Origin of the sequence: Chromohalobacter marismortui, assembly GCF_004364315.1 — a bacterium.
Classification (GTDB): Bacteria; Pseudomonadota; Gammaproteobacteria; order Pseudomonadales; family Halomonadaceae; genus Chromohalobacter; species Chromohalobacter marismortui.
Genome location: NZ_SOBR01000004.1, coordinates 393,175 through 419,360, shown reverse-complemented (window position 1 = coordinate 419,360; position 26,186 = coordinate 393,175). Strand labels below are relative to the sequence as shown.

Genomic DNA, 26,186 nt, shown 5'->3' with positions numbered 1-26,186 from the left:
CGGCATGCCGACCCGGTCTAGCACCGGGCCCTGCATCACCAGGTCTGAGTGGACTTGAACGTCTCGAGGCCGGACTTGAGGCCCTGCTGGATGTCGTCGTCGTAGTTGCCGGTCTGATTGATCTTGTCCATCAGCTCGGCCTGCTCGGATTTCATGTACGCCTGCAGCGCCTGTTCGAAATCCAGCACTTTATTGACCTCGACATCTTCCAGGAAGCCTTCGTTGGCGGCATACAGCGTCACCGCCATTTCGGCCACCGACATCGGCGAATACTGATTCTGCTTCATCAGCTCGGTGACTCGCTGCCCGTGTTCAAGCTGCTTGCGAGTCGCTTCATCGAGATCCGAGGCAAACTGCGAGAAGGCCGCCAGTTCACGGTACTGCGCGAGTGCCAGCCGCACGCTCCCGCCAAGCTTCTTGATGATCTTGGTCTGCGCGCTGCCACCCACACGGGATACGGAAAGCCCCGCGTTGATCGCCGGCCGCACGCCGGAGTTGAAGAGGTTGGTCTCGAGGAAGATCTGGCCGTCGGTGATCGAGATCACGTTGGTCGGCACGAATGCCGAGACGTCGCCACCCTGCGTCTCGATGATCGGCAACGCGGTCAACGAACCGGTCTTGCCCTTGACCTCACCGTTGGTGAGCTTCTCGACATGATCGGCATTGACCCGCGCGGCACGCTCCAGCAGACGCGAGTGGAGATAGAAGACGTCACCGGGGTAGGCTTCGCGACCCGGCGGACGCCGCAGCAGCAGCGAGACCTGACGATAGGCCACGGCCTGCTTGGACAGATCGTCATAGACGATCAGCGCGTCTTCGCCACGGTCGCGGAAGTATTCACCCATGGTGCAGCCGGAATACGCGGCCAGGAACTGCATCGGCGCCGGATCGGCCGCGCCGGCGGCGACGATGATGGTATGTTCCATGGCGCCGTGCTCTTCGAGCTTGCGCACCACGTTGGCAATGGTCGACTGCTTCTGGCCGATGGCGACGTAGACGCACGTCACCCCTTTGCCTTTCTGGTTGATGATGGTGTCGATGGCGATCGCCGATTTCCCGATCTGGCGGTCACCGATGATCAGCTCGCGCTGGCCGCGACCGATCGGCACCATGGCATCGATGGACTTGAGGCCGGTCTGGATCGGCTCATCGACCGACTGACGAGTGATGACGCCCGGCGCGACTTTTTCCACCGCGTCGGTCATCTTGGTATCGAGTTCGCCCTTGCCATCGATGGGGTTACCCAGTGCATCGACCACGCGGCCGATGAGTTCCGGGCCCACCGGCACCTCGAGAATACGACCGGTGCACTGCGCGGTCATGCCTTCTTCGAGCTGCAGATAATCTCCCAGCACCACGGCACCAACGCTGTCGCGCTCGAGGTTGAGCACCATGCCGAAGATGCTGCCGGGAAATTCGATCATTTCGCCGAACATCGCGTCGGCGAGACCATGAATCTTCACGATACCGTCGGAAACACTGACGACGGTACCTTCGTTGCGGGCTTCGGATGCGACATCCAGCTTTTCGATACGCTGCTTGATGATGTCGCTGATCTCGGAAGGATTCAGTTGCTGCATGCCATGTCCCTCGAACTCAAGCGGAAAGTGCGTCGCGTAGACGGTTCAATCGACCGCGTACCGAACCGTCGATGACGGTGTCGCCGGCACGCAGGATCGCGCCACCCATCAGCGCACGGTCCACCTGAGTGGTAATGGAGATTTCGCGGTTGAGACGCTTCTTCAGCGCAGTCGCGAGCTTATCCTGCTGTGCGGCATCCAGATCGAAGGCGGAGACGATGGTCACGTCCACCCGCTTCTCTTCTCGAGCGCGCAGCGCGTCGAACTGCTCGGCGATTGCCGGGAGGGCGGCGAGCCGCCCTTGCGAGCCCACGGTACGGAGAAAGTTGCAAAGCGACTCGTCGAGTTCGCCGCAGACGTCGAGCAGCAACGCCGTCTTCTGCCCGTAGGACAGTTTCGGGTGGCCCACGACTTCAGCGTTGAACACGGTGTTGGACACTACTTGCGCCGCCAATGCCAACTGTCCGGACCAGGCCTCCAGCGCCGTGTGGTCGCGCGCATACTCGAACGCCGCTTTGGCGTACGGTCGAGCTACGGTAGACGTTTCAGCCATGCCTCACCTCCTCAGAGCTCGGCCGCGAGCTTGTCGACCAGCTCGCGATGCCTGGCTTCATCAATGGAGGAATCGAGGATACGCTCGGCGCCCTGGATGGCGAGTGTCGCCACCTGGGCCCGCAACTCTTCCTTCGCGCGCTGCGTCTCCTGCTCGATCTCGCCGCGAGCGCTTTCGATCATGCGCTCTCCTTCGAGACGGGCATTGTCACGCGCTTCCTCGATCATCTGGTTGGCCCTTTTATGGGCTTGTTCGATGATCTGGGCCGCCTGCTCCTTGCTTTCCTTGAGTTGCTCAGCCGCTTGTTCTTCGGCCAGCTCAAGATCGCGAGTCGCACGGCTGGCCGCATCCAGGCCATCGGCGATCTTCTTCTGCCGCTCCTGCAGCGCCTGCATGACCGGTGGCCATACAAACTTCATGCAGAACCAGACGAAAACCGCGAAGGCTATGGCCTGACCGATCAGGGTTAGGTTCAGATTCACGCCAGCACCTCTCGCATCACATGTTGGGGGTTGAAGCCACCGTGGCCCTCGGGCCGCACGGTGGTATTACCCGACAAACGGATTGGCGAAGGTGAAGAACAACGCGATGCCCACACCGATCATGGTCACGGCATCGAGCAGACCGGCGACGATGAACATCTTCACCTGCAACTGCGGGATCATTTCCGGCTGGCGAGCGGCACCTTCGAGGAACTTGCCGCCGAGAATGCCGAAGCCGATGGCGGTGCCCAATGCACCCAGACCGATCAGCAGCGAAACGGCGATGGCGGTCATGCCCAGAACTTGTGCTTCCATGATTGACTCCAGTTTATTTCAAGGTTTAAGGGGTTGGGGTTGAGAAAACCGGTTAATGCTTTTCCGACGCCATGCTCAGGTAGACGATCGTCAGCATCATGAAGATGAACGCCTGTAGCGTGATGATCAGGATATGGAAAGTCGCCCACGCGAAATGCAGCGGCAACTGCCACAAACCGACCATGGCAATCAGGATGAAGATCAGCTCGCCCGCGTAGAGGTTGCCGAACAGACGCAGTGCCAGCGACACGGGCTTGGCCAGCAGCGTCACCGCTTCCAGCAGGAAGTTGACGGGAATCAGCAAGGCCTGGACGAACGGATTGGAGGCATTGAAAGGATGCAAGGTCAACTCGGCCACGAAGCCGGAGAAACCCTTTTCGCGAATGCTGTAAAAAATGATCAGCGCGAAGACCGACAACGACATGCCCAACGTGGCGTTGACGTCGGTGGTCGGCACGACCTTGAAATAGACATGACTGGGATCAGCACCGAACAGGGCGCCGATCTTCTGCGCCAGCATCGGTAGAAAGTCCACCGGCACCAAATCCATGAGGTTCATCAAGAAGATCCAGCAGAAGATCGTCAATGACAGCGGCGCGATCAGCTTGCTCTTGCCGTGGAACGTCTCGCGCACCGAGTTATCGACGAACTCGACCATCATCTCGACAAAGTTTTGCAAACCGCTCGGCACGCCGGTGGTCGCGGTCTTGGCGGCCATTCGGAACACCCACAGGAACAGGATACCCAAGCCAATCGACCATGCCATGGTGTCGACATGAATCGCCCAGAAACCCATCTCGGTGGCTTGTTCTGCACTAGTGGCGAACGACCAGCCATTTTCCGGATGCAGACCGAAGGTCAAGTTCTGCAGATGGTGCTGAATGTACGCCGTGGTCGTTAGATTGTCGCCTGTTGCCATTGAGTAAGCCTCGAGTTCAAGTGCGCGACGGTCGATGCAACAGCCAGGGTCCCAGCCAGTGCGCCAACTGCGTCACCACATAAGCGCCAAAGAAGAAAGCGGGGTTTGAGGGAGGCACGGCCACGAATACCACGATGAACAATGCCGCCGTCAAACCGAACTTACCCGCCTCGGCTCGATAGAAACTCTTGACGATGTTGCGTGCTTGCGATGCTCCCCGATAACGAAAGGTCAACCAGGCGAAAAGAACACTGGGCATCCAGGCCACGCCGCCTCCGAGCAATGTCGAGAGTGCCGTGCCGGGCGCATGCCAGATAAATGCGAGCACCGCCATTCCCAGTACGATCATCAACTGCAGCATCAACAAAGGAAACAGTCGAGGGCCTTTGAGCCTGGCCGGTGCCGCTTTATGCATGGCGTGGATCTCGCCGTCCTATTTTTTACTGGCGTCATCGCCCAGACAAATCTCGGCGGATTATAGGGGAGGGACCAATCCCCTTCAACCAAGCATGCAGCGATTTAACGCGATCTCGCAGACCTTTACCACTAAAGGGGCACGAAAAAACGGTAAATAACGTTAACGCGCTAAATGTTGACTGCGGCATTTTGTCGCGCTCTCCGTATAGCGCACGACTGCATCCCTCATTGAATATGCCCCAGGATGCCATCCAGTTCATCGAGGCTCGTGTAGCGAATAGTGACACGCCCCTTGCCCGACGGCCCATGCTGAATCTTGACCGGTGCCCCCAAAAGTTCGGCAAGACGCGTCTCGAGACGCGCCACGTCGGTATTGTCCGAGGCACTTGCCGTGGGCTTGGCATTGTCCTTGCCACGGCCGCTCTGCTTGGCCAGCGCCTCGGTCTGGCGCACGGTCAGATCGCGCTCGACGACTTCTCGCGCAATACTCCGCTGGCGTGCGGCAGGTAGCGTCAAAAGGGCACGCGCATGCCCCATGTCCAGATCGCCGCGTTCGAGCAGCGTCTGCACTTCCTCGTCGAGGCTCAACAAGCGCAGCAGATTGGCGACCTGGGCACGCGACTTGCCGACGGCATCGGCCACCTGCTGTTGCGTGAGCTCGAAATCGTCGAGCAGCCGCTTCAGCGCCATGGCCTCTTCCACCGGATTGAGGTTTTCGCGCTGAATGTTCTCGATCAGGGCCAAGGCGAGCGCCGCCTCGTCACTGACTTCACGCACCACGGCGGGGATGACATCGAGCTCTGCAAGCTGCGCCGCTCGCCAACGCCGCTCGCCGGCGATGATCTCGTAACGGGACTCGCCCATCGGACGCACCACGATGGGCTGCATGACCCCCTGGGCACGAATCGAATCGGCGAGTTCCTCGAGCGACTCCGGCTGAATATCGCGACGTGGCTGGTACTTGCCTCGACTCAATTGCCCCAGCGGTAGGCGCATCAAGCGCTCGCGCTCTTCGCCGGCGGGCGCCTGGGCGGGTTCCAGCACGACGTCGGCGGCGAGTTCCTCGCCGCCGACCGTATCGCGATGACGCGCGCCCGCCCCGATCAAGGCATCCAGGCCGCGTCCCAGTGCGCGTTTGCGCGTCATAGGCATTCCCTCGAATCGTCTCCCGCTTGTCTGTCGCGGTTCATAGCGACAGGCGGCGAATCAGTTCCTTGGCCAGCACCCGATGGGCTTGGCTTCCCCGCGACAGGCGGGCGTACTTGGTAACCGGCAAGCCATGGCTCGGTGCCTCGGCGACGCGTACGTTACGCGGAATGGTCGCCTTGAGCAGCGTGTCGCCGAAATACTGGCTCAATTGCTTGCTGACATCGCGCGTGAGGCTATTGCGCGCGTCGTACATGGTGCGCACGATACCGAACACCTCCAGCGCGGAATTCACGCTGGCCTGAATCTGCTCGACGGTATCCAGCAGCGCGGAAAGGCCCTCCAGCGCATAGAACTCGCATTGCAACGGGATCAATACCCCGTCCGCCGCGGTCAGAGCGTTGACGGTCAGCATGTTGAGGGACGGCGGACAGTCGATGATCACCACGTCATAGCTGGCTGCGACGCTGCCCAGCGCCTCGGCCAGGCAACGCTCGCGGCCGTCGCGATCGAGCAGGTCGACCTCGGCGGCAGTCAGATCACCATTGCCGGGCAGCAGGGCATAGCCGGCGTCGGGGCAGTCGAGAATGACCTCGCTGGCACGCCGTCCTTCGAGCAATACCTCGAGCACGCTGCCATCGAGTTCGTGCTTGTCGATGCCGCTGCCCATGGTGGCATGCCCCTGGGGGTCGAGGTCGACCAATAGCACTCGCTTGTCCAGCGCGGCAAGGCAGGCCGCGAGATTGACCGCGGTGGTGGTCTTGCCAACGCCGCCCTTCTGGTTGGTCAAGGCGATTATCTTGGTCACGATCGACTCCCTTTAATCGACAACTCCCGAAAACGGCAGCGCGAGTGGCATTAACTCGGTCGTAGGCGCACGAGCACGCGTTGCGCCTCATCGCCCGGTACTTCCAGCTCGCGGCGCTCGACCAACGTCACGTCCGGCGGCAGCTCGGCGAGTTCGGACGCGGCATCGCGTCCCTTCATTGCCAGCCATTCACCGCCTTTTGCCAGCAGCGGGCGCGTGAGCTCGACGAACGTCGCCAACTGGGCGAAAGCCCGCGAGACGATCTGGTCGAACCCGCCATGCTCGAAGGTTTCGACCCGCGCTTGCACCGGCGTGACGTTATCCAGCCCCAACTCTAGAACGGCTTGGCGCTGAAAGCGTACTTTTTTGCCATTGCCGTCGAGCATGGTCACCGCGAGTGACGGATCGAGTATCGCCAATACCAGACCCGGCAATCCGGCGCCCGCGCCGACATCGAGCAACGTCGGGCCGCGCACGGCGGTCGCGATGCTGGCGCTATCGAGCAGATGACGGGTAACCATCTGCTCAGGATCGCGTACCGCGGTGAGGTTATAGGCGCGATTCCACTTGTGCAACAACGCGAGCAACGCAAGCAAACGCTTGCGGACAGTGACATCGATATCCAACCCAAGCGTGGCGAGACCGGTATCGAGTCGCGTTTCACAAGCCGGGGTCATGCGTTGGCCGCCTGCAGGTCCTGCTCATCGATCAGGCGACGCTTCTTGAGATGCACCAGAAGCAGCGATACGGCGGCCGGCGTGACCCCTGAAATTCGCCCGGCCTGCGCCAGCGTCTCGGGTCGAGCGGCCTCGAGCTTCTGACGGATCTCATGGGACAGACCGTCGATGCGGGCGTAGTCCAGTTCCTCGGGCAGGCGCAAGGCCTCATGGCGACGCAGACGATCGATCTCGTCCTGCTGGCGCGCAATATAGCCTTCGTACTTGGCTTGTATTTGCACCTGATCGGCGACGGCCGGATCGAGCTCGGGCGCAGCGTCGGCGAGATCGGCATGCGTCAGTTCGGGTCGCTTGAGCAGATCCGCCAGGCGATACTCGCGGGCCAAGGACTTGTCGAGCTTGCCCGACAACCGCTTGGCCAGCTCGCTGCTGGGCTGCACCCAGGTATCCCGTAAGCGTTCGGATTCGCGGGCGATGGCCTCGCGCTTGGTGGAAAAGCGCTGCCAACGCTCGTCATCGACGAGTCCCAGGTCTCGACCAATCTCGGTGAGACGCAAGTCGGCATTGTCCTCGCGCAGCAGCAGACGATGTTCGGCACGCGAGGTGAACATGCGATAGGGCTCTTGGGTGCCCATGGTGATTAGATCGTCGACCAGCACGCCGAGATAAGCCTCGTCGCGGCGCGGCGTCCAGGTATCCAGCCCCTGGGCGCGGCGTGCCGCGTTGAGACCCGCCAGCAACCCTTGGGCGGCCGCTTCCTCGTACCCCGTCGTGCCGTTGATCTGGCCGGCGAAGAACAGGTTGTGGATAAATTTGGTTTCCAGCGAGTGACGCAGATCGCGTGGATCGAAGAAATCATATTCGATGGCATAACCGGGACGCGTGATGTGCGCGTTCTCGAAGCCTTTGATCGAACGCACCACCTGGAACTGCACGTCGAAGGGCAGCGACGTCGAGATCCCATTGGGATAGAGCTCGTGGGTATCGAGGCCTTCGGGCTCGACGAAGATCTGGTGACTCGATTTGTCGGCGAAGCGATTCACCTTGTCTTCGATGGACGGGCAGTAGCGCGGTCCAACACCACCGATCACGCCGGAGTACATCGGCGAACGATCGAGGTTAGCGTGGATGATTTCATGAGTACGCGCGTTGGTATGCGCAATATGGCAATTCATCTGACGGGGATGTTGCTCGCGATTGCCTAGATACGACATGACCGGTGTCGGCGTGTCGCCAGGCTGCGTTTCGAGCACCGAGAAATCCACGCTTTTGGCATCCAGGCGCGGCGGTGTCCCGGTCTTGAGCCGATCGACGTTGAACGGCAGGGCACGCAACCGCTGCGCCAGTGCATTGGAAGGCGGATCCCCGGCACGCCCGCCGGAGTGATTGTCCAACCCGATGTGGATAACGCCACCGAGGAAGGTACCGGTACACAGCACCACGCTTTCGCCGTAGACGCGGATCCCGGTCTGCGTCACGACGCCTCGCACCGTGTCGCCATCGACGATCAGGTCGTCGGCGGCTTGCTGGAAGAGCGTCAAATGGGACTGGTTTTCCAGCTGGCTGCGAATCGCGGCCTTGTAACGGACGCGGTCGGCTTGGGCCCGTGTGGCGCGTACGGCGGGGCCCTTGCGGGCATTGAGCACACGGAACTGTATGCCACCGAGATCGGTGGCATGCGCCATGGCGCCGCCGAGTGCATCGATTTCCTTGACCAGATGACTCTTGCCGATCCCGCCGATGGCGGGATTGCAGGACATCTGCCCGAGCGTCTCGATGTTATGCGTCAGCAATAGCGTCTGACAGCCCATGCGGGCGGCAGCCAATGCGGCTTCGGTTCCCGCATGGCCCCCGCCGATGACAATGACATCAAAGCGGTCTGGGTAATCCACGTTACACCTCGAATCGCAGCATCTCGCTGCGGTCGTGCATGTCGGCGAGCTCAATGCATTGCAACGAGCTCGGCAAATAGCCGGACAGTATAAACCCCTTGTGAGTAACCGTCAGGGTTTTCCACACATGGATTGCCAGTGAGTGGTCCTTCCCCGGGGCTTTCTATTAATAACAATATAGAATTTAAAAGAAGTTCTGTTGTTGTTGTTATTACTGGTCTCGGCAAAATCTGGGGATAAGTTAAAAATATACATTTTTTTCAGATGGTTATGGTGTTTGCCCTTGCTCGGAAAAAATGCCGACAGCCTGCGTGGGAACGGGGGACGTCCTGTGGATGGAAGTGGTGATTTTCCACAGGGCGGATCGTGCACCACTTATCCCCAGCCTCATACCCGAGCCCCGCCCATAGTGATCAACATCCAGCAACATTGCCTCTAAACCCGCGCATGACGGGGCTTGCGGCGAGAATAAGCGAGTCGTGGCATCCATGTTATACACAGGCAAAAAATGGCCCTGTGGAGACGATAGGGGGGAGGCAGCGATTCGGAAATCGCTGCTTTATCACCAGGGGGAAGCGTTACTTGACGCTTGGCAATGCGCTTACTCGAGAACGTTAGTGCTTGAGTACGCGGGAGAGGAAGGATTGGGTACGTTCGTGTTGAGGGTGGTCGAAGACGTCCTGTGGGGTTCCTTCTTCGACGATGCGACCGCCATGCACGAAGATGACGCGATCGGCGACCTCTCGAGCGAAGCCCATTTCGTGGGTCACGATCATCATCGTCATGCCCTCATTGGCCAGTTCGCGCATGGCGTCGAGCACTTCGCCGATCATTTCCGGATCGAGTGCCGAGGTGGGTTCGTCGAAGAGCATCAGGCGCGGTTCCATGGCCAATGCGCGTGCCAGGGCCACACGCTGCTGCTGCCCGCCGGAGAGTTGGCCGGGGTACTTGTCGGCTTGATCGGTGATTCCCACACGCTCGAGCAGTCGATCGGCGATTTGGCGTGCCTTGCCGCTATCAAGCCCGCGTACCTTTTCAGGGGCCAGGGTCACGTTGGCATGCACCGACAAGTGAGGGAATAGATTGAATTGCTGGAAGACCATGCCGACTTCGGTGCGAATGGTCTGCAACGATTTCCCGCCCTTGCCGTGCGGTGTGAGTTCGTTGCCATCGACGACGATGCGTCCCGATTGAAACTCCTCGAGGCCGTTGACACAGCGAATGAGCGTCGATTTGCCGGAGCCGCTGGCGCCGACGATGACGACCACCTCGCCGGCGGTTATCTCAAGATCGATATCCTGCATGACATGCAGGCTGCCGAAATATTTGTTGACCTTCTCCATATGGACGATGGACTGAGCCGTTGCCGGGGACGTTTCATGTTGGGGGTTGTCATTCATGGCATTGGCTCCTCATTGACCGACCAGACCACGGCGCTCGACCATGCGCAGGGCTAAAGAAAGACTTAAGGTGATTACCAGATAGAGCATGGCCACCATGAAATATACCTCGAGTGCGGTGAAGGTCGTGGCGATATAGATTTGTCCTTGGCGAACCAATTCACCCACGCCGATCACCGAGAACAACGAGGTATCCTTGATACTGACGATACCTTGATTGCCAAGTGCAGGAATCATCCGGCGCAAGGCTTGTGGCCAAATGATGTAGCGGAAGGTGTCGACTCTCGATAAGCCCAATGACAGGCCCGCTTCGCGTTGTCCTCGGTCGATGGATTGCACCCCGCCACGCACGATTTCCGAGATATAAGCCCCCGCGTTCAAGGCGATGGCCGCGATACCTGCGGTGACGGCGTCGATGGGGCCGCCGAGGATTTGTGGCAAGCCGTAGAATATGAACAGCACCTGGACGAGGACCGGTGTACCACGGAATATTTCGATATAGGTGACGGCCGGCCACTTCAAAAGTCTTAACGGACTAATGCGCAACAGGCCAAAGAAAATACCGATTAAAAAGCCGATAGCAAGACCGCCGAACGAAATCAGTAGGGTCCAGGGGATACCTTCGAGCAAGTAGGGTATGGAGGCGATAGCTGCCTGCCAATCGAACTGGAAAGTGACGTCCACGTCGGAATCTCCGGCGTGGCTCGCCAGCGTCCGGCGAGCCACGTGTCAAAGTGAAGAACGCAATAGGGCCGGGTGCTGTGGCGACCCGGCCCCGACATGTGGCAAAGAACGTTTATTGGCTGTCGGGCATTTCGCCAAACCACTTTTTGTAGATTTCGGCGTAAGTGCCATCTTCTTTCATTGAGGCGAGTGCCTTGTTGGCGGGCTCGACCCACGGACTTCCATCAGTAAAGGCGATGCCGTATTGCTGTCCCTCGTAGAGTGGTCCGACGACCTCGGCCTTTCGGCGCTGCCGGGGTAGGGCTTGATTTCGGCACTGTCGCCGAGGTTTTTCTGCAGATAGTTGTAGCTGGTCGAACCGATCTTGGTTCCGATGCGCTTGCCTTCGAGGTCGCTGAGCTCATCGATGTTCTCGTTGCCGGCGGGGACCAGGATGCGCAGGCCACTGTCGTAGTAGGGGTCGCTGAAATCGACGACTTTCTCGCGTTCGTCGGTGATGGTGATGCCCGCGATGGCCAGATCGGCATTGCCGGTCTGCACGGCTGGAATGATGCCGTTGAAATCCATCGTCCGCAGGTTGATATCGAAGCCGGCGCGGTCGGAGATTTCGCGCAGGATATCCATGTCGAAGCCGACCATCTTGCCGGTTTCCTTGTCCATCATCTCGAACGGTACGAAACTCGGGTCGGTGACGGCGCTCAAGGTTTCAGCCTGGGTCACGGCAGAGACACCAATACCTAGTGTCAGTGCAGAAGCCAGCGAGACGGATTTTAGAAATGATGGGTTCATAGCGTTCCCCGTTTGGTGTTGTTGATGGGACCAGCTCTACATTGACGAGTCCCGCGAGGGGCGTCAAGTGGTGGTGGGGGACGCGAGAAAAGGGTAGGTAGGGCATCCGCCTGGCGGACGCCCGAGGCATTGCAGGATTGCTCAAACGGCGAACGAGGCGCCGCAGCCACAGGTGGATGTGGCGTTGGGGTTCTTGATGATGAAGCGTGCGCCGGCAAGGCCTTCCTCGAAATCCACCGTAGAGCCGACCAGATACTGGTACGAGAGAGCATCGATGATCATCGATGCTCCGCCATGTTCGATGACGGTATCCTCGTCGCCGACAGTGTCGGCGAAATCGAAGCCGTACTGGAAGCCAGAGCAGCCTCCGCCGGTGACGTAGACACGCAATTTGAGCCCCGGATTGCCCTCTTCTTCGACCAGGACGCCCAGACGCTGGGCGGCGGCATCGGTCAAGAACATGGGCGCCGGGACGAACGATTCAGCCCCGCTCATGGGTGGCCCTCCTTAATCCATCGTATGGCATATAGCTTCCTATTATCGTTAAAACCAAGCAAAACGGTCAACTTTGTATTGATCTTGGGCGCTGCCTACCGCCCTTCACTAAGGTGTATGATAAAGCATGCGCTGCGTTCGTTTGTCGTGGCGACGCCGGGGCGTGACCCCATAGCGCCTGTCATGTCTCCGGTGGAGACCATCCGTTCATGGGAGATAGGGTGTGCCTTTGCGTCGGTTTCGACCACCGCTCAAGCGGCCTAGCATGGAAGTTTTTCGTCGCCGTTTGGCGAATGTCGATGCCTTGCCGCAATTATGTTTGCTGGGTGTCCTCTCGGGGCTCCTGACCGGCGGTTTGATGGTGGTGTTTCGTGGCGTGTTGGAACTTGGAGCACTGACCTTCATGCCGGATGGCGATCCCGAGGCTTTCGAACGTCTCGCGGTACCGCTGCGTGTGGTATTGCCCTTGATCGCCGTGGCACTGATCGGGGTGTGGCTGTGGCGCATGCCGAAGAGTGCCGGCAAGATCGGTATCGGGCATGTCATCGAACGGTTGACCTACCATCAAGGCAAGATGCCGCTACGCAACTGGATCACCCAGTGGTGGGTGGGGCTGGTGGCGTTGCTGGGGGGACTCTCGGCGGGGCGCGAGGGACCCGCCATTCACCTGGGCGCGGCGGCGTCGAGCTGGATTGGTCAAGCCATGCGATTGCCGCACAACAGCCTGCGCGTGCTGGTGGGATGTGGCACTGCGGCGGGCATCGCTGCGTCGTTCAATACGCCCATCGCCGGTGTCATCTTCGCCATGGAAGTGGTGATGATGGAGTATACCATCACTGGCTTCATGCCGGTCATCCTGGCGTCGACCACCGGTGCCGTGGTCTCGCAACTGGCTTATGGCTCCCAACCCGCCTTCTCCGTCCCCAGCGTGCACTTGGTCTCGTTGTTCGATCTGCCTTGGATCGTGGTCACGGCGATATTGATCGGATTGGTGGCTGGCGGTTTCGTACGCCTGGCCAAGCCCACGACATGGCAGACGCGTCTGCCCGTGTGGGGGCGGTTCCTGGCGGTGGGCGTCGCGGTGGCGGCATTGGCCTGGTGGTATCCTCAGGTTCAGGGCATGGGGTACGACTCGCTGGAAAACATGCTCGTCGGTCAACCGGCGTTGGATGTATTGATCGCCTTGGCACTCGGCAAGTTGGCACTGACGGCCCTGACCATCGCCTTCGGGGTGCCGGTCAGCATCATCGGGCCGATTCTGGTGGCGGGAGCGGCCCTGGGGTCGCTGTGCGGCTTGTTGTGGGCCGCGTTGCTACCCGCACTGGGCTCGTCGCCGGTGATGTTTTCGCTATTGGGGATGGCCGCCATGATGGGGGCCGTGCTTCAGGCACCGCTGGCGGCGCTGATGGCACTTCTGGAGTTGACACATAATTCGACCATCTTGTTGCCGGGCATGCTGGCGGTGGTCGTCGCGGTATTGGTGGCGCGTCAGGGCTATCACTGCTCGGGGTTTTTCATCGCCACGCTCGATGACCAAGGCCTGCATCCCCTGCAGCGCCCTTTGCTGCAAGCATTATCGAGGGTCGCGGTGCCCGCCGTCATGGAACGCAGCGTGGCGCGAGCACCGCGTGTGCTGTCGCGGGCCCAGGCCCAGGAGCTACTGGCCGGCAAACCGACCTGGCTGGTGGTGTCACGCGAAAACGACAACCCCCCGGTGGGACTCAAGGCGGCCGGACTGGCACGGCTCATGCTCGATGAAAAATGGCAAGACGAAGCCCGTTTCGACCTGCTCGAAATCCCCGGACAGCGTGTCGATCTGGCGCCCATTGCCTTGCAGGCAACACTCTCGGAGGCCTTCGAACAACTCAACAAGTACGGTGTCGATGCGCTCTACGTCGAACACACCACGGCGCCGCTGATCCGCAAGATTTCAGGTATCATCACCCGCGACGCCATCGAAAACTACTACCGTAACAAATGACGCCGGTACGGCGCCGGGGCATTTTCTGAAAGAACGCAGGACTAGCATTAAGGACTCGCCATGTATCATTTGATCTTATCGTTGCATCTGGTTGCCGTCATGACCTGGTTCGCGGCACTTTTCTTTCTTCCGCGAGTGTTCGTCTATCATGCCCAGGCGCGCGATCATGGCGATCAACAGGCGATGAGTTACTTTCAACTCATGGAACGGCGCCTCTACAAGGGCATCATGTTGCCGGCGATGCTCGCGGTGATCGTTTTTGGAGGGCTGCTGATCTATCTGGTGCCGAGCGTCATGAGTAATGGCTCGTTTCATGTCAAGCTGCTGCTGGTCGCATTGTTGATCGGCTACCACCATGTCTGTCTGGCCTATCTCAAGCAGTTCGCGGCGGGACGTTGCCAGAAGAGTCTGAAATTCCTGCGTATCTTCAATGGTATTCCTATCCTGCTGCTGTTTGCCATCATCCTGCTCGTCATGTTTCAGCCGTTTTGATGGCGACACCAAGATTACCGACGGTACTGGTATTGGCTGGACATGATCCCACCAGCGGCGCGGGGCTGACCGCCGATGCCGAAGCCATTCGCGCCTGCGGCGGGTGGCCATTGACCGTGCCCACTGCGCTGACGGTGCAGACCACGCGTGACGTACAGCGTGTCATGCCGTGTTCGCGCGAGAGCATCGAAAGTGCCTGCGCGGCCTTGTTCGCGGATATCGAGATCAGTGCCATCAAGGTGGGGTTGATCGCCGACCGCGCGTCCCTCGAGGCGGTCATCGCCGTGGTGCGCGCGCATCCCCATCTGCCACTGATCGTCGACCCGGTGATGCGCGCCGGTGGCGGCAGTGCATTGGTGCCCGACGACAATGTGGCGATGTTCCGTGAACGTCTGCTCCCGTTAGTGGATATCTTGACGCCCAATCGCCAGGAGCTGGCGCGTTTGAGCGCGCTTTCCGGCAGCGAGGTGGATCGAGTGGTGGCGCTGATGTCGCTGGGCGCACAGGCGATTCTGGTCACCGGTGCCGATGCCTGGGAAGAAGAGACGCCCGTGCGCGATGAGGTTGTCCACACCCTGCATACACCCGACAATAGCCGTCAGTGGCGCTGGCCACGCCTGGCGGGCGATTATCATGGCTCGGGATGCACCCTGGCGGCGTCGCTTGCCGCGCGCCTGGCATGCGGCGAATCCTTGATCGAAGCCTGTAGTCAAGCTCAGCGCGTGGCGTGGGACAGTCTGGTGCATGCACAGCGACCCGGGGGTGGTCAGGCATTGCCCGATCGCCTGTGGCGATTGCCGCCCTTCGAGAGCGAGGCGAGATGACGGCGGATTGGACACGCGGGATTTACGCCATTACCGATGCGACGCTGCTGCCGGACGATGAGCGCTTGTTCGCGGCGTGCGAGCGCGCCTTGAGCGCCGGCCCGGCGCTGCTGCAGTATCGCGACAAGTCGGCGGATGCCGTCAAGCGCTGGCGCCAGGCCGCTGTCTTGGCTGGGTATTGCCACGATGCTGGCGTGCCGTTGATCATCAACGATGATATTGCCCTGGCGATGCGCTTGAAGGTGCGTTTCGGCACTACTATCGGGGTGCACCTGGGGCAGCAGGATGGCGCGCTGGATACCGCGCGCGAGGCCCTGGGGCCCTCGGCGATCATCGGCGCGACCTGTCATGCGCGTCTCGATCTGGCCGAACGTGCGACGGCTGACGGGGCCAGCTACCTGGCCTTTGGCCGCTTCTTCGCCTCGCACACCAAGCCGGAGGCACCACCGGCGCCCTTGACGCTGCTCGGCGATGCGGCACGTTTTGGCCTACCGCGTGTGGCGATCGGGGGGCTCGACGTCCACACTATGCGTCTGGCCCGGGAGGCCGGTGCGGAGTTGCTGGCCACGGTACATGCCGTCTTCGGCGCCGACGATCCCGCTGTTGCCGTCAGAGGCTTGCAGGCGAGTCTCGGCGACGCGGCACGCAAATGAATTATCCACAGGGCCGAGCGACGAGTTGTTCGACCTGTCCAGAGAGTTATCCACACTGTCTTTTAGTGACACGTTAGTTTAGCCACACACAGCCAGAGGAAGTCATGACCACGTCCGCACAACTCTTCGAGCAGGCCTGCCGTCACATCCCCGGCGGTGTGAATTCTCCCGTGCGTGCCTTCAAGGGCATGGAGCGTGCACCGGTGTTCGTGGAGCGCGCCCAGGGCGCCTACCTCTACGATGTCGAAGGACAGCGCTACATCGATTATGTCGGTTCCTGGGGCCCCTTGATCACGGGTCACGCGGATCCTGATGTGCTGGGGGCTGTGCGCGATCGTCTCGACGACGGGTTGTCCTTCGGCACGCCGACTGCCATCGAAACACGCATGGCGGAATTGATCTGCGAGATCATGCCGTCCATCGACATGGTGCGCATGGTCAACTCGGGCACCGAGGCCACCATGTCGGCGATCCGCCTGGCGCGCGGGTATACCGGGCGCGACAAGATCGTCAAGTTCGAGGGCAATTACCACGGGCATTCCGACTCGCTGCTGGTCAAGGCCGGCTCCGGTGCGCTGACGCATGGCGAACCCAGCTCGCCTGGCGTGCCGGCGTCCCTGGCCGAACATACCGTGACGCTGCCCTACAACGATCTGGACGCGGTACGTGCGTGTTTCGCCGAGCTAGGGGACGAGATCGCCGGCATCATCGTCGAACCGGTGGCAGGCAACATGAATTGCATTCCGCCGCAGCCCGATTTCCTCAAGGGCCTGCGCGAGGTGTGCGATGCGCATGGCAGCGTGCTGATCTTCGATGAGGTGATGACCGGCTTTCGCGTGGCACTGGGCGGCGCCCAGGCGCACTTCGGCGTGACGCCGGACTTGACCTGCCTGGGCAAGATCGTTGGCGGCGGCATGCCGGTGGGTGCTTTCGGCGGTGCCCGCGAGCTCATGGAACAGGTCTCGCCGCTGGGGCCGATCTATCAGGCGGGCACGTTGGCCGGCAATCCGCTGGCCATGGCGGCGGGGATCGCGCTGCTCGAGAAGCTTCGCGAACCGGGCTTCCACGATGCGCTCGGCGAACGCGTGGCGACGCTGTGCGATGGTCTGGAAGCCCGCGCGGAGGCGGCCGGTGTGGATCTGATCACCCAACGCGCGGGGGGCATGTTCGGCGTCTTCTTCACGGCCCAGCAACGCGTCGATAACTTCGCCCAGGCCACTGCCTGTGATGCCGATACCTTCCGGCGTTTCTTCCTGGGCATGCTCGAGGAAGGCGTGTACCTGGCACCTTCGCCGTTCGAGGCAGGGTTCATGTCGAGCGCCCACACGGCAGCCGATATTCAGACGACGCTGGATGCCGCCGAACGAGTACTGGCGACACTGGGACAGGCCTGACACGACAGGTGAACGATGCAATGCAACGACAGGATGTGGGAGAACGCTCAGTGAGCCAGGTATTGATCGAGGCATTGCGCCAAGGCCAGGCATTCGCCCACTCGGTCGGCGAGGTCGAGGTGTTCGAAACCCATATTTCCTGGGTCATCCTGACCGGCGACTATGCCTACAAGATCAAGAAGCCGTTGGATTTCGGCAGCTTTCTGGATTTTTCCACCCTCGAAAAGCGGCGCCGGCTCTGCGAGCAGGAAGTGCGCCTCAATCGACGACTCGCGCCGGCGCTGTATCTCGAGACGGTGCCCATCAGTGGCACCCCTGAGGCGCCGCGACTGGATGGTAGCGGCACGCCGTTCGAATATGCCGTCAAGATGCGCCAGTTCAGTAACCGCCATCTGTTCAGCACGCTGCAGACGAGTGGCGAGCTATCGGTGGAATTACTCGATGACCTCGTCGATCAATTGGTGGCGTTTCATGAAGACGCGCCGCGCGTCAGCGGTGATAGCCCGCTGGGGTCACCGGATACCGTGCGTCGCACGTTGGATCGAGAGTTTCGCTTGATCGAGGCGCGGCTCGACGATCCCCAGGCTCGTGAGCGGCTTTCGCGGCTCGAGACCTGGAGCCTGGATAGTTTCGCGCGGCTCGAGCATGAGTTCGAGCGACGCTGGCGGGAAGGCTATGTGCGCGAGATCCATGGCGATATTCACCTTGGCAACGCGGTGCACTTCGAGGGCCGCGCGTTACTCTTCGACGGGCTGGAGTTCAACGCCGAACTGCGCTGGAACGATGTCGGTTGCGAGCTGGCCTTCTTGTTGATGGATCTCGAAGCACGCGGTGAACAGGCCTTCGCCCATCATGTGCTCAATCGCTATCTGGAGCTGTCCGGTGATTACGAACTGGTGCGCCTGCTCGCTTATTACAAGCTTTATCGGGCACTGGTGCGGGCCAAGGTGGCGATGCTGCATTACCAGCAACCGCAATTGACGGCCGACGAACGCCAGAACGTGTATGCGGAGTACCAGCACTACATTGCCTTGGCCGAGCGTTACAGCGAATTTCGTTTCCCGTATTTGATCGTTGGCGTAGGCGTCTCGGGGAGCGGCAAGAGCCGTTTCACCGGCGAGATGGTGAAGCGGCTGGGCGGCGTGCGGGTGCGCTCCGATATCGAACGCAAGCGGCTGTACGGTTTTGAGGCTCAGGCGACCACCACTGATGGCACCGATATCTATACTGCCGAGGCGACGGCGCGTACCTATGAGCGCCTCGCCGAACTGGCGGGAATCTTGCTGGAGGCCGGGCTGCCCGCCTGTGTCGATGCCACCTGCCTGACACGCGACCAGCGTACGTTACTGTGCTTCGAGGCCGAACGGCGCGGATTGCCGGTGCTGCTGGTGAGTTTCGAAGCGGATGAAGCGACCCTGCGCGCACGCATCGAAAAACGGGCTCAGCGCGGTGGCGATCCCTCCGAGGCGGGGCTCGAGGTACTCGAACGCCAGTTGGCACGTTTCGAACCCTTCGCCGATGACGAACTGAGTCACTTGGTCCATCTCGATACCACGGCGCCGGATGCCAATCTGACCCTGGTCTCGATGATCCAGGAGCGCATCCAACTCAACTGAACGTTCATCCTCCTGTTGCGGGCGTGTCATGGCGCTGTCATGCATCCCCTTTACGTTGAGGAGGTGTTCAGGGTCGTCACATCGCCGCATGGCATGTGCGTGATGTGATTCTCGCAAGATTGCGCTGCTCCTCCGGGAGCGGCGTTTTTTTTGGAAGCTCGCGTCATGTCGTGCGTACTTTGCGAGGGCTGCGCAGCGAGATCATGGGCGGCGCGCCGAGATTCTGACGCGCCCAGTTCATGGCCTGAATGCGATTATGGACCTTGATCTTGCGGAAGATATTATAAAGATGCGACTTGACGGTATGCTCACTGACGAAGAGTTGATCGGCGATTTCGGTGTTGGAAGCGCCGGTGCCCAGCAGACCGATGATTTCCAGCTCGCGATGGGTCAACCCGCATACCGGACGATACGCATTGAGCTGTTGGCGACGATAGAAGTCGATCAAGCGTGTCATCAGGTTGCGCGACATCCACAAGTCGCCTTCGAGCAGCTTGGCAATGCCCTTGCAGATCAGCAGCAGGTTGTCTTGGCGATAAAAGACGCCTTGTAGATGTAGACTGATCAGCAACTCGGCCGCATGCTCGTCGTCACGCAGATTGAAAGCCGCCAGGATCATGTCCGGGCTTTCGCTGGCACGACTGTTCCATAGATGCATGCAGTTTTCGTCGACATGATCGGCATCCAGCAACACCACGATCTTGAAGTCCTCAGGCGGCTCGAAGCTTTCCTGAGTGCTCAGTGCCGACACCTGGCAATCGAGTTGCTGGCGAATATAATCGATGAACAGCTGCGACTGCGGATTGCAGTCGGTGACCATCAGGACCCTTGTGTTGTCCATGCTCATGCGTTCCATCCTGGTATTGTGTGGCGTTTTGTGGCATTTCCGACGTTCTGATGACCGGTTTCATGCCGAATTGTCTTCAAGCCTTATCCGAGACGTGCACTTTGTAAATAGACAGTAACCCCTCTTAGTTAAAACTTAATAGAATATAATATTAAATTTTTTATTACTGGGCTTGATTTTCAAGCAATATCAACCGATTGGATCAAGGTCACCCAGGTGGCGATGAGGGCGACGGCGCGCCTTGGAGAGAAATTTCAGCAGTCCCCTTCATTTGGATGAGACGATTATTGCTTTTAAAGCATGATAAATCTAATATTGTTTTATAAGTTATTGTTTTTATAGATGTATTCGTCTGTGGAAAGAGCGGTTCCCCGGCCGGCGGACTGTCCGTAGAATGAGAGGCCGAGCGATAAGGAGACAGCACGATGGCTGATCGAACGACCTTGGTACTGGCCAGCGGCAATGCTGGTAAATTGCGTGAATTTCAGCATCTACTGGGCCCCTTGGGCCACGAGGTGCGTCCCCAGCAGGACTTTGCCGTGACCGAGGTCGAAGAAACTGGCCTGACCTTCGTCGAAAACGCCTTGCTCAAGGCGCGCGAAGCCTCGCGGGTGAGTGGTTTTCCCGCGCTTGCGGACGATTCGGGACTGGATGTCGATGCACTGCAAGGCGCTCCGGGGATTTATTCGGCGCGTTTTGCGGGCGAACCCAAGGATGATGCCGCCAATAATCGCAAACTCCTGGAGGCGCTCGAAGGCGTGCCGGAAGGCCAGCGTACTGCGCGGTTCTGGTGCGTACTGGTGTACTTGCGTCATGCCGAGGATCCGGTGCCGCATATCGTGCAATGTGCCTGGGAAGGAGAAATTCTTGCGCACCCGCGGGGCGAGGACGGTTTCGGTTATGACCCGCTCTTCTGGGTACCGGAACGTGGCATGAGCGCGGCGGAGTTGCCCGCCGAGGACAAGAACCGGCTTAGCCACCGGGGCCGTGCCATGACCGCACTGCTCGCTCAATTATCCGGCGACTCATGAGCGATCTGCCTCCCTTGTCACTCTATGTGCACGTGCCCTGGTGCGTGCGCAAATGCCCGTATTGTGATTTCAACTCGCATGGCGTGGGACATGATCGAACGCTTCCCGAGCGTGCTTATGTCGACGCCTTGATCGCCGATCTGGATATGGAACTGGCATTGGCCAGTGGACGAGAGCTGGTGAGTATCTTCATCGGCGGTGGCACGCCCAGTCTGTTGAGTGGGTCGGCGTATCGGCGCCTTTTGGACGCCATTCAGGCCCGCTTGGCGTTCGCGTCGGATATCGAAATCACTCTGGAAGCCAATCCCGGGACCGTGGAGCATGATCGTTTCGCGGCTTATCGCGAGGCGGGTATCAATCGTCTATCGCTGGGGGTTCAAAGTTTTCAGTCACGCCAGCTCGAGCGTCTGGGGCGTATTCACGACGGTGACGAAGCCGCCCAGGCGCTGCGCAATGCGCGCGCAGCGGGGTTCGACAACATCAATCTCGATCTGATGCACGGCCTCCCCGAACAAGGGGTGGAGGACGCCATGGCGGATATCGAGCAGGCGCTGACATTGGCACCCGAGCACATTTCCTGGTATCAGCTCACGCTCGAGCCCAATACCGAGTTCTACTCGCAGCCTCCGCGTTTGCCCGATGAAGACGTCCTCTGCGATATCCAGGCGGCGGGGCATGCGCGGCTCGAGGCCGCCGGTTATCACCGCTACGAGATTTCTGCCTACACGCGTCCCGATCGCCAGGCGCGCCACAACCTCAATTACTGGACGTTCGGTGACTATCTCGGCATCGGCGCCGGGGCGCATGGCAAGTTGAGCGCCTGGCAGACGGATGGCAGTCTGGCCATCGAACGGCGCTGGAAGGTGCGTCAGCCGGAAGCCTATCTGCGCCGCGCACAGGATCCACGCGGTTTCGTCGCTGGACGTCGCGCCCTCGAGACGCAGGATCTGCCGCTGGAGTTCTTGATGAATGCCTTGCGTCTCACCCAGGGCGTGCCGCGACATTATTGGCGCGAACGCAGCGGTCTGCCTGATACACTGCTCGACGCCCGACTGGAAGAGGCGCGGGCCAAGGGCTTGCTGCACGACCCAGCGCAGCGTCTACAGGCCTCGCCGCATGGGCTGTTATTCTTGAACGACTTGCTCGCGCTTTGCGATGAGCAGTGACAAACGACTCGACCGACTCGAAGTAACGCGAGGACGTTTTTCGACAGGCATTCACAGTAAGGAGAAAGGACGCATGCAACGCTCGATATGGATGGCGGTTCCGTTGGCCTTGGCGATTGGCGTGACGGGCTGTGCGAGCAACACCACGCAAGCTCCCGGACAGCAAAGTGAGCATGGCGCGACCTTGAGTGGCGCGGGTATTGGTGCCGCTGTGGGGGCGATTGCCGGGGCTCTGACCGGCGAAGGTAGCACCAGCCGCCGTGATCGGGCCTTGATCGGCGCGGCGGCCGGGGCGGCCATTGGCGGCGGTGTCGGCGCCTACATGGACGCTCAGGAAAAACAACTGCGCAAGGATCTCGAGGGAACCGGCATCGGCGTCGATCGTCAGGGCGACAACATCGTTCTCAACATGCCCAGCAGTGTGACCTTCGCGGTCGATTCCAGCGAATTGAGAGCGCCCGCGCGGCAGGCACTCAACGATGCCACTGCTGTCATGCGTGAGTATCCCAAGACGCACATCAAGGTCGCGGGCTATACCGACAGCACCGGCAGCGCCGCCTACAATCAGCGTCTCTCGGAACGTCGTGCGCAATCCGTTGCCGATTACCTCAATCAAGGGGGCGTCGCCGCCAGCCGTATCAATACCGTGGGATACGGAGAAAGCCAACCGGTGGCCAGCAATGAGACCGAAAGCGGACGCGCCCAGAATCGGCGTGTCGAAATTACCCTCGTCCCCGTCACCCAGCAGAGCTAAGCGACCACGGTGCCGGGTCGGCTCGTGCCGGCCCGGCCTGCCAGGCTCATCAGCGCCCCTGACGTGGGCTTACTTCGCGCTTCACGTCGTTTCGGAACCTTTCATGCTCGCCTATCAGCACGCCTACCACGCCGGTAATTTCGCCGACGTCCACAAGCACCTCGCCGTGTTCGCCGTTCTCCGCCATCTGTTACGTAAACCATCTCCTGTCACGTATGTGGATACGCACGCCGGGCGCGGGCTGTACCCCCTCGACGCCACGGAAACGCAGCGCCTCAAGGAGTATCGCCAAGGCGTGGCGAGTCTCTGGTCGATGCGTGAGCATCTGGCCGACGATCCGCTGCTGGGTCCATGGTGCGAGCAACTCGCTGCGGCACAGGCTGCGTCTCGGCTCAGCCACTATCCGGGCTCGCCCTGGTGGCTCTCCCAGGCGTGCCGGGCGCAGGATCGGCTCGATGTGTACGAGCTCCACCCAGGCGAGGCGGGTCACCTCGAGAGCCAAGCGCTGCCTGCCCAGGCACGCCGCTTGCACACCGATGGACTGGCCGGCCTGCGCACTTCCTTGCCCCCGGCCACGCCACGATTGTGCGTGCTCATCGACCCCAGCTACGAGCTCAAGCAAGAATACCTCGACGTCGCGGAGACGTTGCAGGCCGTGGCCGCCAAGGTGCGTCATGCCATCGTCCTGATCTGGTATCCGCTATTGCCCAGCGGGCGCCACCACGAGTTGCTCGATGCCGTCCGACGCAGTGGGGTACGCAAGGTCTGGCGTAGCGAGGTGCAACTGCATCCGCGCGGTGATGCCGCGCATGGCATGTACGGTAGCGGCATGCTGATCTTCAATCCGCCCTGGGGCGTGGATACGCAGCTCGATGACAGCCTGGCGCGTGTCGTACGCTGCCTGGGTGATACGGCCATGCATACCTCGCAGTGGTGGGTGCCTGAGTAAACCAGGCGACAACGGCGCCGGCTGATGGCCGGCGACGATGCATGGCGGCCTTTACAGGCCCAGCTTACCGCGCAGGGTCGAGAGATCCTCGGCGAGCACGGTCACCGGACCAACGAAGGCGCGCCGGTCCGCCTGGCTGACCTTTTCGTAGCTGACGAAACCGGCCTCGGGATTGTCAGCCTCACGCCGGTAGTGGGCGAGCGTGGCCTCGACGGCGGCGAAGTTTTTCTCCACCCGCTGGACGAATGCCGGGTCCTCCTCGGCGACCAGCGGCTTGAACAGCTCGAAGATCTTCTGCGAACCGTCGACATTGCCTTGAAAGTCCCATAGGTCGGTATGGCTATAGCGATCTTCCTCCCCACTGACCTTGGTCGCGGCGACTTCTTCCATGAGTGCGGCGGCACCGCCGACGACCTTGGCCGGGGGAAAGGTCAGTCCCTGTACGCGTGATTCGAGGTCGTTGACGTCTGTCATCAGCCGCTTGGCGTAGGATGTGAACCCTTGAGTGGTCCGTTCCTTGAAGAGGCCGTACTCGAGACGATGGAAGCCGGTGAAGTCGGGATCTTCGACGCCGTTTTCGTAGTCGTCCTCGCGGGCGTCGATGCTGGCATCGAGATCGGCGAATAGCTCTGCGATCGGTTCGATGCGTTCGTAGTAGACCCGCGTCGGGGCGTAGAGCGCTTGGGCGCGTTGTAGATGGCCGTGTTCAACGGCTTGAGTAAACTTCTCGGTATGGCTGACGAACTGGTCGAGGTTATCGAGCACGTAAAGCTTGTACTCGGCTACCGGTTCGACCAACGCGTCGGGCGCGACGTCCGCCTGGGCCGGTGTCTGCAGCGTCATGAGGCCGAAGGCGCTGGCGGCAAAAAGTAGAGAGCGACGTGACATGCGGTGACTCCTTGAGTGGATCGGGTGGTTCACGAGGCCAGTTCGGTCATGGCTAGCGGCACTTTGGAGCGCCTGTCGTTGTGATCAAATACCGGTCGCGGTCGCTTTCAGTAGGGGACGACCGAGAAAGTCGCGGTCATCGACAGCGCCCGGCAGCGTGAAGAAGTATCCGCCCCCCACCGGCTTGATGTACTCCTCCAAAGGTTCGCCGTTGAGGCGGTTTTGAACGGTGATGAAACCGGCCTCGAGATCGGCCTGGTAGACGATGAACAACAGTCCCATGTCGAGTTGGCCGTTGGCCTCGACGCCGTTGGAATAGTTGAACGGTCGGCGCAGGATACGGTGCTTCTCGAAGCCCGGGGTACGCGGGTTGGCCAGCCGAATGTGCGCATCCAACGGGGTGATCTTGCCGTCGGCATCGTTGGCGTAGTCGGGCGCGTCGTATTCGCTGCCCCCGGAGAGTGGGGCGCCGCTGTCCTTGCGTCGCCCGAAGATCGCCTCTTGTTCGCCCAATGGCGCGCGATCCCAGCGTTCGACGAAGTTGCGTATGATGCGTACCACTTGGTAACTACCGCCATGGGTCCAGTCGGGTTCGCCGGGATCGGTACCGCTCCACACCAATGCATTCATCAGGTCATCGTCGTCGGTGCTTGGATTGGCGGTACCGTCGCGAAACCCCAGATAATTGCGCGCGCTAGGCGTGGGGGTGTCGTGGCTGGGCGGCACGACCGGCACCGTGCCTTCCTGTTTCCAGCGCACCATGAGAAGTCCAGGCGTGTGCTTGATGATGTCACGCAGGGCGTGAATGATCGTATCGTGGGTGTTGGCACAGATCTGCAGCGAGAGGTCGCCGTGGCAACGCGTCGGGTCCAGAGCGTCGTTGGGGAATCCTGTCATGCGTTGCAGATGCTTGGGTTTGGCGCTGGTCAGACCGAAGCGCTCGTCGAACAGCGAGGCACCCAGCGAGACGGTGACGGTCAGGGCGTCCGGAGCGATGGTCGGCCCGAGGATGCCGGAATCCGCCGGCGGGTAGCTCGGGTCGCGCTCGGGGTAAGTGCCCCCTTGGGTCAGAAAGGCGATACGCTCGGTGAGAGTACGCAACAGCCGTTCCAGACCGGCGCGGTCCCAAGCCAGTACATCGCATGCGACCACCATGCCGGTCGCCGGGCGGGGAGTGAGAATTCCCTGTTGGTGTCGGCCATGAAAAGGATGGGATTGCTGGGTAGTGGTACTGATCGGTGCGCTGGTGACGTCGTGGGCGTTGTCGGTCTCGGGAGGCGACGTGGCCCAGGCCGAACCACTCAGCCCGGCGGCGGCGCCGGCTGCTCCCAGCCCTTGTAGAAAGCGACGGCGATCCAATGCGAAGGGGCAGCGTGAGGTATTGTCGGATTGATCACTCATGTCGATACGTCGTGATGATGACTGGATGGACGA

26 protein-coding genes and 1 pseudogene are annotated in these 26,186 nt (G+C 60.7%); 10 read left to right on the top strand and 17 right to left on the bottom strand.

What is annotated here, in order from left to right; translation table 11 throughout:
• Positions 1 to 35: 35 nt before the first annotated feature.
• From atpA to erpA, 14 genes and pseudogenes are all read right to left on the bottom strand, one after another.
• Entirely contained in the window at positions 36 to 1,580 is a 1,545-nt protein-coding gene (gene atpA / locus C8E00_RS11270; RefSeq protein WP_133697592.1) for a F0F1 ATP synthase subunit alpha, read from the bottom strand.
• Between the two features lie 16 nt (positions 1,581 to 1,596).
• Positions 1,597 to 2,133, bottom strand: coding sequence for a F0F1 ATP synthase subunit delta (locus tag C8E00_RS11265; RefSeq protein ID WP_133697591.1), 537 nt, complete (start codon positions 2,131 to 2,133; stop codon positions 1,597 to 1,599).
• Between the two features lie 11 nt (positions 2,134 to 2,144).
• Entirely contained in the window at positions 2,145 to 2,615 is a 471-nt protein-coding gene (locus tag C8E00_RS11260) for a F0F1 ATP synthase subunit B (protein WP_133697590.1), read from the bottom strand.
• A 66-nt stretch (positions 2,616 to 2,681) separates the two neighbouring features.
• The gene (atpE, locus tag C8E00_RS11255; RefSeq protein ID WP_011508579.1) at positions 2,682 to 2,930 is read right to left on the bottom strand and encodes a F0F1 ATP synthase subunit C; all 249 of its coding nucleotides are present in this window, start codon (positions 2,928 to 2,930) and stop codon (positions 2,682 to 2,684) included.
• A 52-nt stretch (positions 2,931 to 2,982) separates the two neighbouring features.
• Positions 2,983 to 3,849 (bottom strand): F0F1 ATP synthase subunit A, encoded by an 867-nt coding sequence (atpB, locus tag C8E00_RS11250; protein WP_133697589.1) that lies wholly within the window; start codon positions 3,847 to 3,849, stop codon positions 2,983 to 2,985.
• Positions 3,850 to 3,865: 16 nt separating this feature from the next.
• A complete protein-coding gene (locus C8E00_RS11245) occupies positions 3,866 to 4,264 on the bottom strand; it encodes an ATP synthase subunit I (protein ID WP_133697588.1) in 399 nt (132 codons plus the stop codon).
• 227 nt (positions 4,265 to 4,491) lie between these two features.
• The gene (locus C8E00_RS11240; protein WP_133697587.1) at positions 4,492 to 5,412 is read right to left on the bottom strand and encodes a ParB/RepB/Spo0J family partition protein; all 921 of its coding nucleotides are present in this window, start codon (positions 5,410 to 5,412) and stop codon (positions 4,492 to 4,494) included.
• Between the two features lie 40 nt (positions 5,413 to 5,452).
• Positions 5,453 to 6,220: a ParA family protein gene (locus C8E00_RS11235; protein ID WP_133697586.1), complete on the bottom strand. Its 768-nt coding sequence runs from the start codon at positions 6,218 to 6,220 to the stop codon at positions 5,453 to 5,455.
• 50 nt (positions 6,221 to 6,270) lie between these two features.
• On the bottom strand, positions 6,271 to 6,897 hold the full coding sequence (gene rsmG / locus C8E00_RS11230; RefSeq protein ID WP_133697585.1) for a 16S rRNA (guanine(527)-N(7))-methyltransferase RsmG: 627 nt from the start codon (positions 6,895 to 6,897) through the stop codon (positions 6,271 to 6,273).
• Positions 6,894 to 8,789 carry a tRNA uridine-5-carboxymethylaminomethyl(34) synthesis enzyme MnmG gene (mnmG, locus tag C8E00_RS11225; RefSeq protein WP_133697584.1) on the bottom strand — a complete coding sequence of 632 codons (1,896 nt, stop codon included), beginning with the start codon at positions 8,787 to 8,789 and terminating at the stop codon, positions 6,894 to 6,896. Before mnmG ends, rsmG begins: the two co-directional genes overlap by 4 nt.
• A 614-nt stretch (positions 8,790 to 9,403) precedes the next feature.
• Positions 9,404 to 10,189: an amino acid ABC transporter ATP-binding protein gene (locus tag C8E00_RS11220; protein WP_133697583.1), complete on the bottom strand. Its 786-nt coding sequence runs from the start codon at positions 10,187 to 10,189 to the stop codon at positions 9,404 to 9,406.
• Between the two features lie 12 nt (positions 10,190 to 10,201).
• Complete coding sequence (locus C8E00_RS11215; protein WP_133697582.1) at positions 10,202 to 10,873, bottom strand: amino acid ABC transporter permease; 672 nt, start codon at positions 10,871 to 10,873, stop codon at positions 10,202 to 10,204.
• Between the two features lie 112 nt (positions 10,874 to 10,985).
• A pseudogene (locus C8E00_RS11210) lies at positions 10,986 to 11,662 on the bottom strand (transporter substrate-binding domain-containing protein).
• A 141-nt stretch (positions 11,663 to 11,803) separates the two neighbouring features.
• Complete coding sequence (gene erpA, locus C8E00_RS11205; protein ID WP_133697581.1) at positions 11,804 to 12,157, bottom strand: iron-sulfur cluster insertion protein ErpA; 354 nt, start codon at positions 12,155 to 12,157, stop codon at positions 11,804 to 11,806.
• Between the two features lie 265 nt (positions 12,158 to 12,422).
• On the opposite strand from erpA, the gene C8E00_RS11200 reads away from it, so the two are divergent.
• The 6 genes from C8E00_RS11200 (at position 12,423) to C8E00_RS11175 (ending at position 19,117) form a co-directional block, all read left to right on the top strand.
• Positions 12,423 to 14,138: a chloride channel protein gene (locus tag C8E00_RS11200; protein ID WP_166638309.1), complete on the top strand. Its 1,716-nt coding sequence runs from the start codon at positions 12,423 to 12,425 to the stop codon at positions 14,136 to 14,138.
• Positions 14,139 to 14,198: 60 nt separating this feature from the next.
• The gene (locus C8E00_RS11195) at positions 14,199 to 14,630 is read left to right on the top strand and encodes a CopD family protein (RefSeq protein WP_133697579.1); all 432 of its coding nucleotides are present in this window, start codon (positions 14,199 to 14,201) and stop codon (positions 14,628 to 14,630) included.
• A complete protein-coding gene (gene thiD, locus C8E00_RS11190; RefSeq protein ID WP_133697578.1) occupies positions 14,630 to 15,454 on the top strand; it encodes a bifunctional hydroxymethylpyrimidine kinase/phosphomethylpyrimidine kinase in 825 nt (274 codons plus the stop codon). The genes C8E00_RS11195 and thiD overlap by 1 nt, the downstream gene beginning before the upstream one ends.
• Entirely contained in the window at positions 15,451 to 16,107 is a 657-nt protein-coding gene (thiE, locus tag C8E00_RS11185; protein WP_133697577.1) for a thiamine phosphate synthase, read from the top strand. Before thiD ends, thiE begins: the two co-directional genes overlap by 4 nt.
• A gap of 104 nt (positions 16,108 to 16,211) precedes the next feature.
• A complete protein-coding gene (gene hemL / locus C8E00_RS11180; RefSeq protein ID WP_133697576.1) occupies positions 16,212 to 17,501 on the top strand; it encodes a glutamate-1-semialdehyde 2,1-aminomutase in 1,290 nt (429 codons plus the stop codon).
• Positions 17,502 to 17,521: 20 nt separating this feature from the next.
• Positions 17,522 to 19,117: a bifunctional aminoglycoside phosphotransferase/ATP-binding protein gene (locus tag C8E00_RS11175; RefSeq protein ID WP_133697575.1), complete on the top strand. Its 1,596-nt coding sequence runs from the start codon at positions 17,522 to 17,524 to the stop codon at positions 19,115 to 19,117.
• 163 nt (positions 19,118 to 19,280) lie between these two features.
• Here the strand turns inward: C8E00_RS11175 and C8E00_RS11170 are convergent, their stop codons facing one another.
• Positions 19,281 to 19,964, bottom strand: coding sequence for a LuxR C-terminal-related transcriptional regulator (locus tag C8E00_RS11170; protein ID WP_133697574.1), 684 nt, complete (start codon positions 19,962 to 19,964; stop codon positions 19,281 to 19,283).
• Positions 19,965 to 20,389: 425 nt separating this feature from the next.
• On the opposite strand from C8E00_RS11170, the gene C8E00_RS11165 reads away from it, so the two are divergent.
• The 4 genes from C8E00_RS11165 (at position 20,390) to C8E00_RS11150 (ending at position 23,864) form a co-directional block, all read left to right on the top strand.
• Positions 20,390 to 20,995 (top strand): XTP/dITP diphosphatase, encoded by a 606-nt coding sequence (locus tag C8E00_RS11165; protein ID WP_133697573.1) that lies wholly within the window; start codon positions 20,390 to 20,392, stop codon positions 20,993 to 20,995.
• Positions 20,992 to 22,161, top strand: a complete 1,170-nt coding sequence (gene hemW / locus C8E00_RS11160; protein WP_133697572.1) for a radical SAM family heme chaperone HemW — start codon at positions 20,992 to 20,994, stop codon at positions 22,159 to 22,161. The genes C8E00_RS11165 and hemW overlap by 4 nt, the downstream gene beginning before the upstream one ends.
• Before the next feature lie 73 nt (positions 22,162 to 22,234).
• The gene (locus tag C8E00_RS16820) at positions 22,235 to 22,915 is read left to right on the top strand and encodes a YiaD family glycine zipper/OmpA-like lipoprotein (RefSeq protein WP_133697571.1); all 681 of its coding nucleotides are present in this window, start codon (positions 22,235 to 22,237) and stop codon (positions 22,913 to 22,915) included.
• A 103-nt stretch (positions 22,916 to 23,018) separates the two neighbouring features.
• Positions 23,019 to 23,864: a 23S rRNA (adenine(2030)-N(6))-methyltransferase RlmJ gene (locus C8E00_RS11150; RefSeq protein WP_133697570.1), complete on the top strand. Its 846-nt coding sequence runs from the start codon at positions 23,019 to 23,021 to the stop codon at positions 23,862 to 23,864.
• Positions 23,865 to 23,915: 51 nt separating this feature from the next.
• On the opposite strand, the gene efeO is transcribed toward C8E00_RS11150, so the two are convergent.
• Both efeO and efeB read right to left on the bottom strand, forming a co-directional pair.
• Complete coding sequence (gene efeO, locus C8E00_RS11145) at positions 23,916 to 24,752, bottom strand: iron uptake system protein EfeO (RefSeq protein ID WP_133697569.1); 837 nt, start codon at positions 24,750 to 24,752, stop codon at positions 23,916 to 23,918.
• 84 nt (positions 24,753 to 24,836) lie between these two features.
• The gene (efeB, locus tag C8E00_RS11140; protein ID WP_133697568.1) at positions 24,837 to 26,153 is read right to left on the bottom strand and encodes an iron uptake transporter deferrochelatase/peroxidase subunit; all 1,317 of its coding nucleotides are present in this window, start codon (positions 26,151 to 26,153) and stop codon (positions 24,837 to 24,839) included.
• Between the last annotated feature and the right edge of the window lie 33 nt (positions 26,154 to 26,186).

Bases quoted from the DNA above. Each gene is read 5' to 3' on its own strand.
- atpA (WP_133697592.1), bottom strand. From the start codon at position 1,580: ATGCAGCAACTGAATCCTTCCGAGATCAGCGACATCATCAAGCAGCGT.
- C8E00_RS11265 (WP_133697591.1), bottom strand. From the start codon at position 2,133: ATGGCTGAAACGTCTACCGTAGCTCGACCGTACGCCAAAGCGGCGTTC.
- atpE (WP_011508579.1), bottom strand. From the start codon at position 2,930: ATGGAAGCACAAGTTCTGGGCATGACCGCCATCGCCGTTTCGCTGCTG.
- atpB (WP_133697589.1), bottom strand. From the start codon at position 3,849: ATGGCAACAGGCGACAATCTAACGACCACGGCGTACATTCAGCACCAT.
- C8E00_RS11245 (WP_133697588.1), bottom strand. From the start codon at position 4,264: ATGCATAAAGCGGCACCGGCCAGGCTCAAAGGCCCTCGACTGTTTCCT.
- C8E00_RS11240 (WP_133697587.1), bottom strand. From the start codon at position 5,412: ATGACGCGCAAACGCGCACTGGGACGCGGCCTGGATGCCTTGATCGGG.
- rsmG (WP_133697585.1), bottom strand. From the start codon at position 6,897: ATGACCCCGGCTTGTGAAACGCGACTCGATACCGGTCTCGCCACGCTT.
- C8E00_RS11220 (WP_133697583.1), bottom strand. From the start codon at position 10,189: ATGAATGACAACCCCCAACATGAAACGTCCCCGGCAACGGCTCAGTCC.
- erpA (WP_133697581.1), bottom strand. From the start codon at position 12,157: ATGAGCGGGGCTGAATCGTTCGTCCCGGCGCCCATGTTCTTGACCGAT.
- C8E00_RS11200 (WP_166638309.1), top strand. From the start codon at position 12,423: ATGGAAGTTTTTCGTCGCCGTTTGGCGAATGTCGATGCCTTGCCGCAA.
- C8E00_RS11195 (WP_133697579.1), top strand. From the start codon at position 14,199: ATGTATCATTTGATCTTATCGTTGCATCTGGTTGCCGTCATGACCTGG.
- thiD (WP_133697578.1), top strand. From the start codon at position 14,630: ATGGCGACACCAAGATTACCGACGGTACTGGTATTGGCTGGACATGAT.
- thiE (WP_133697577.1), top strand. From the start codon at position 15,451: ATGACGGCGGATTGGACACGCGGGATTTACGCCATTACCGATGCGACG.
- hemL (WP_133697576.1), top strand. From the start codon at position 16,212: ATGACCACGTCCGCACAACTCTTCGAGCAGGCCTGCCGTCACATCCCC.
- C8E00_RS11175 (WP_133697575.1), top strand. From the start codon at position 17,522: ATGCAACGACAGGATGTGGGAGAACGCTCAGTGAGCCAGGTATTGATC.
- C8E00_RS11170 (WP_133697574.1), bottom strand. From the start codon at position 19,964: ATGAGCATGGACAACACAAGGGTCCTGATGGTCACCGACTGCAATCCG.
- C8E00_RS11165 (WP_133697573.1), top strand. From the start codon at position 20,390: ATGGCTGATCGAACGACCTTGGTACTGGCCAGCGGCAATGCTGGTAAA.
- hemW (WP_133697572.1), top strand. From the start codon at position 20,992: ATGAGCGATCTGCCTCCCTTGTCACTCTATGTGCACGTGCCCTGGTGC.
- C8E00_RS16820 (WP_133697571.1), top strand. From the start codon at position 22,235: ATGCAACGCTCGATATGGATGGCGGTTCCGTTGGCCTTGGCGATTGGC.
- C8E00_RS11150 (WP_133697570.1), top strand. From the start codon at position 23,019: ATGCTCGCCTATCAGCACGCCTACCACGCCGGTAATTTCGCCGACGTC.
- efeO (WP_133697569.1), bottom strand. From the start codon at position 24,752: ATGTCACGTCGCTCTCTACTTTTTGCCGCCAGCGCCTTCGGCCTCATG.
- efeB (WP_133697568.1), bottom strand. From the start codon at position 26,153: ATGAGTGATCAATCCGACAATACCTCACGCTGCCCCTTCGCATTGGAT.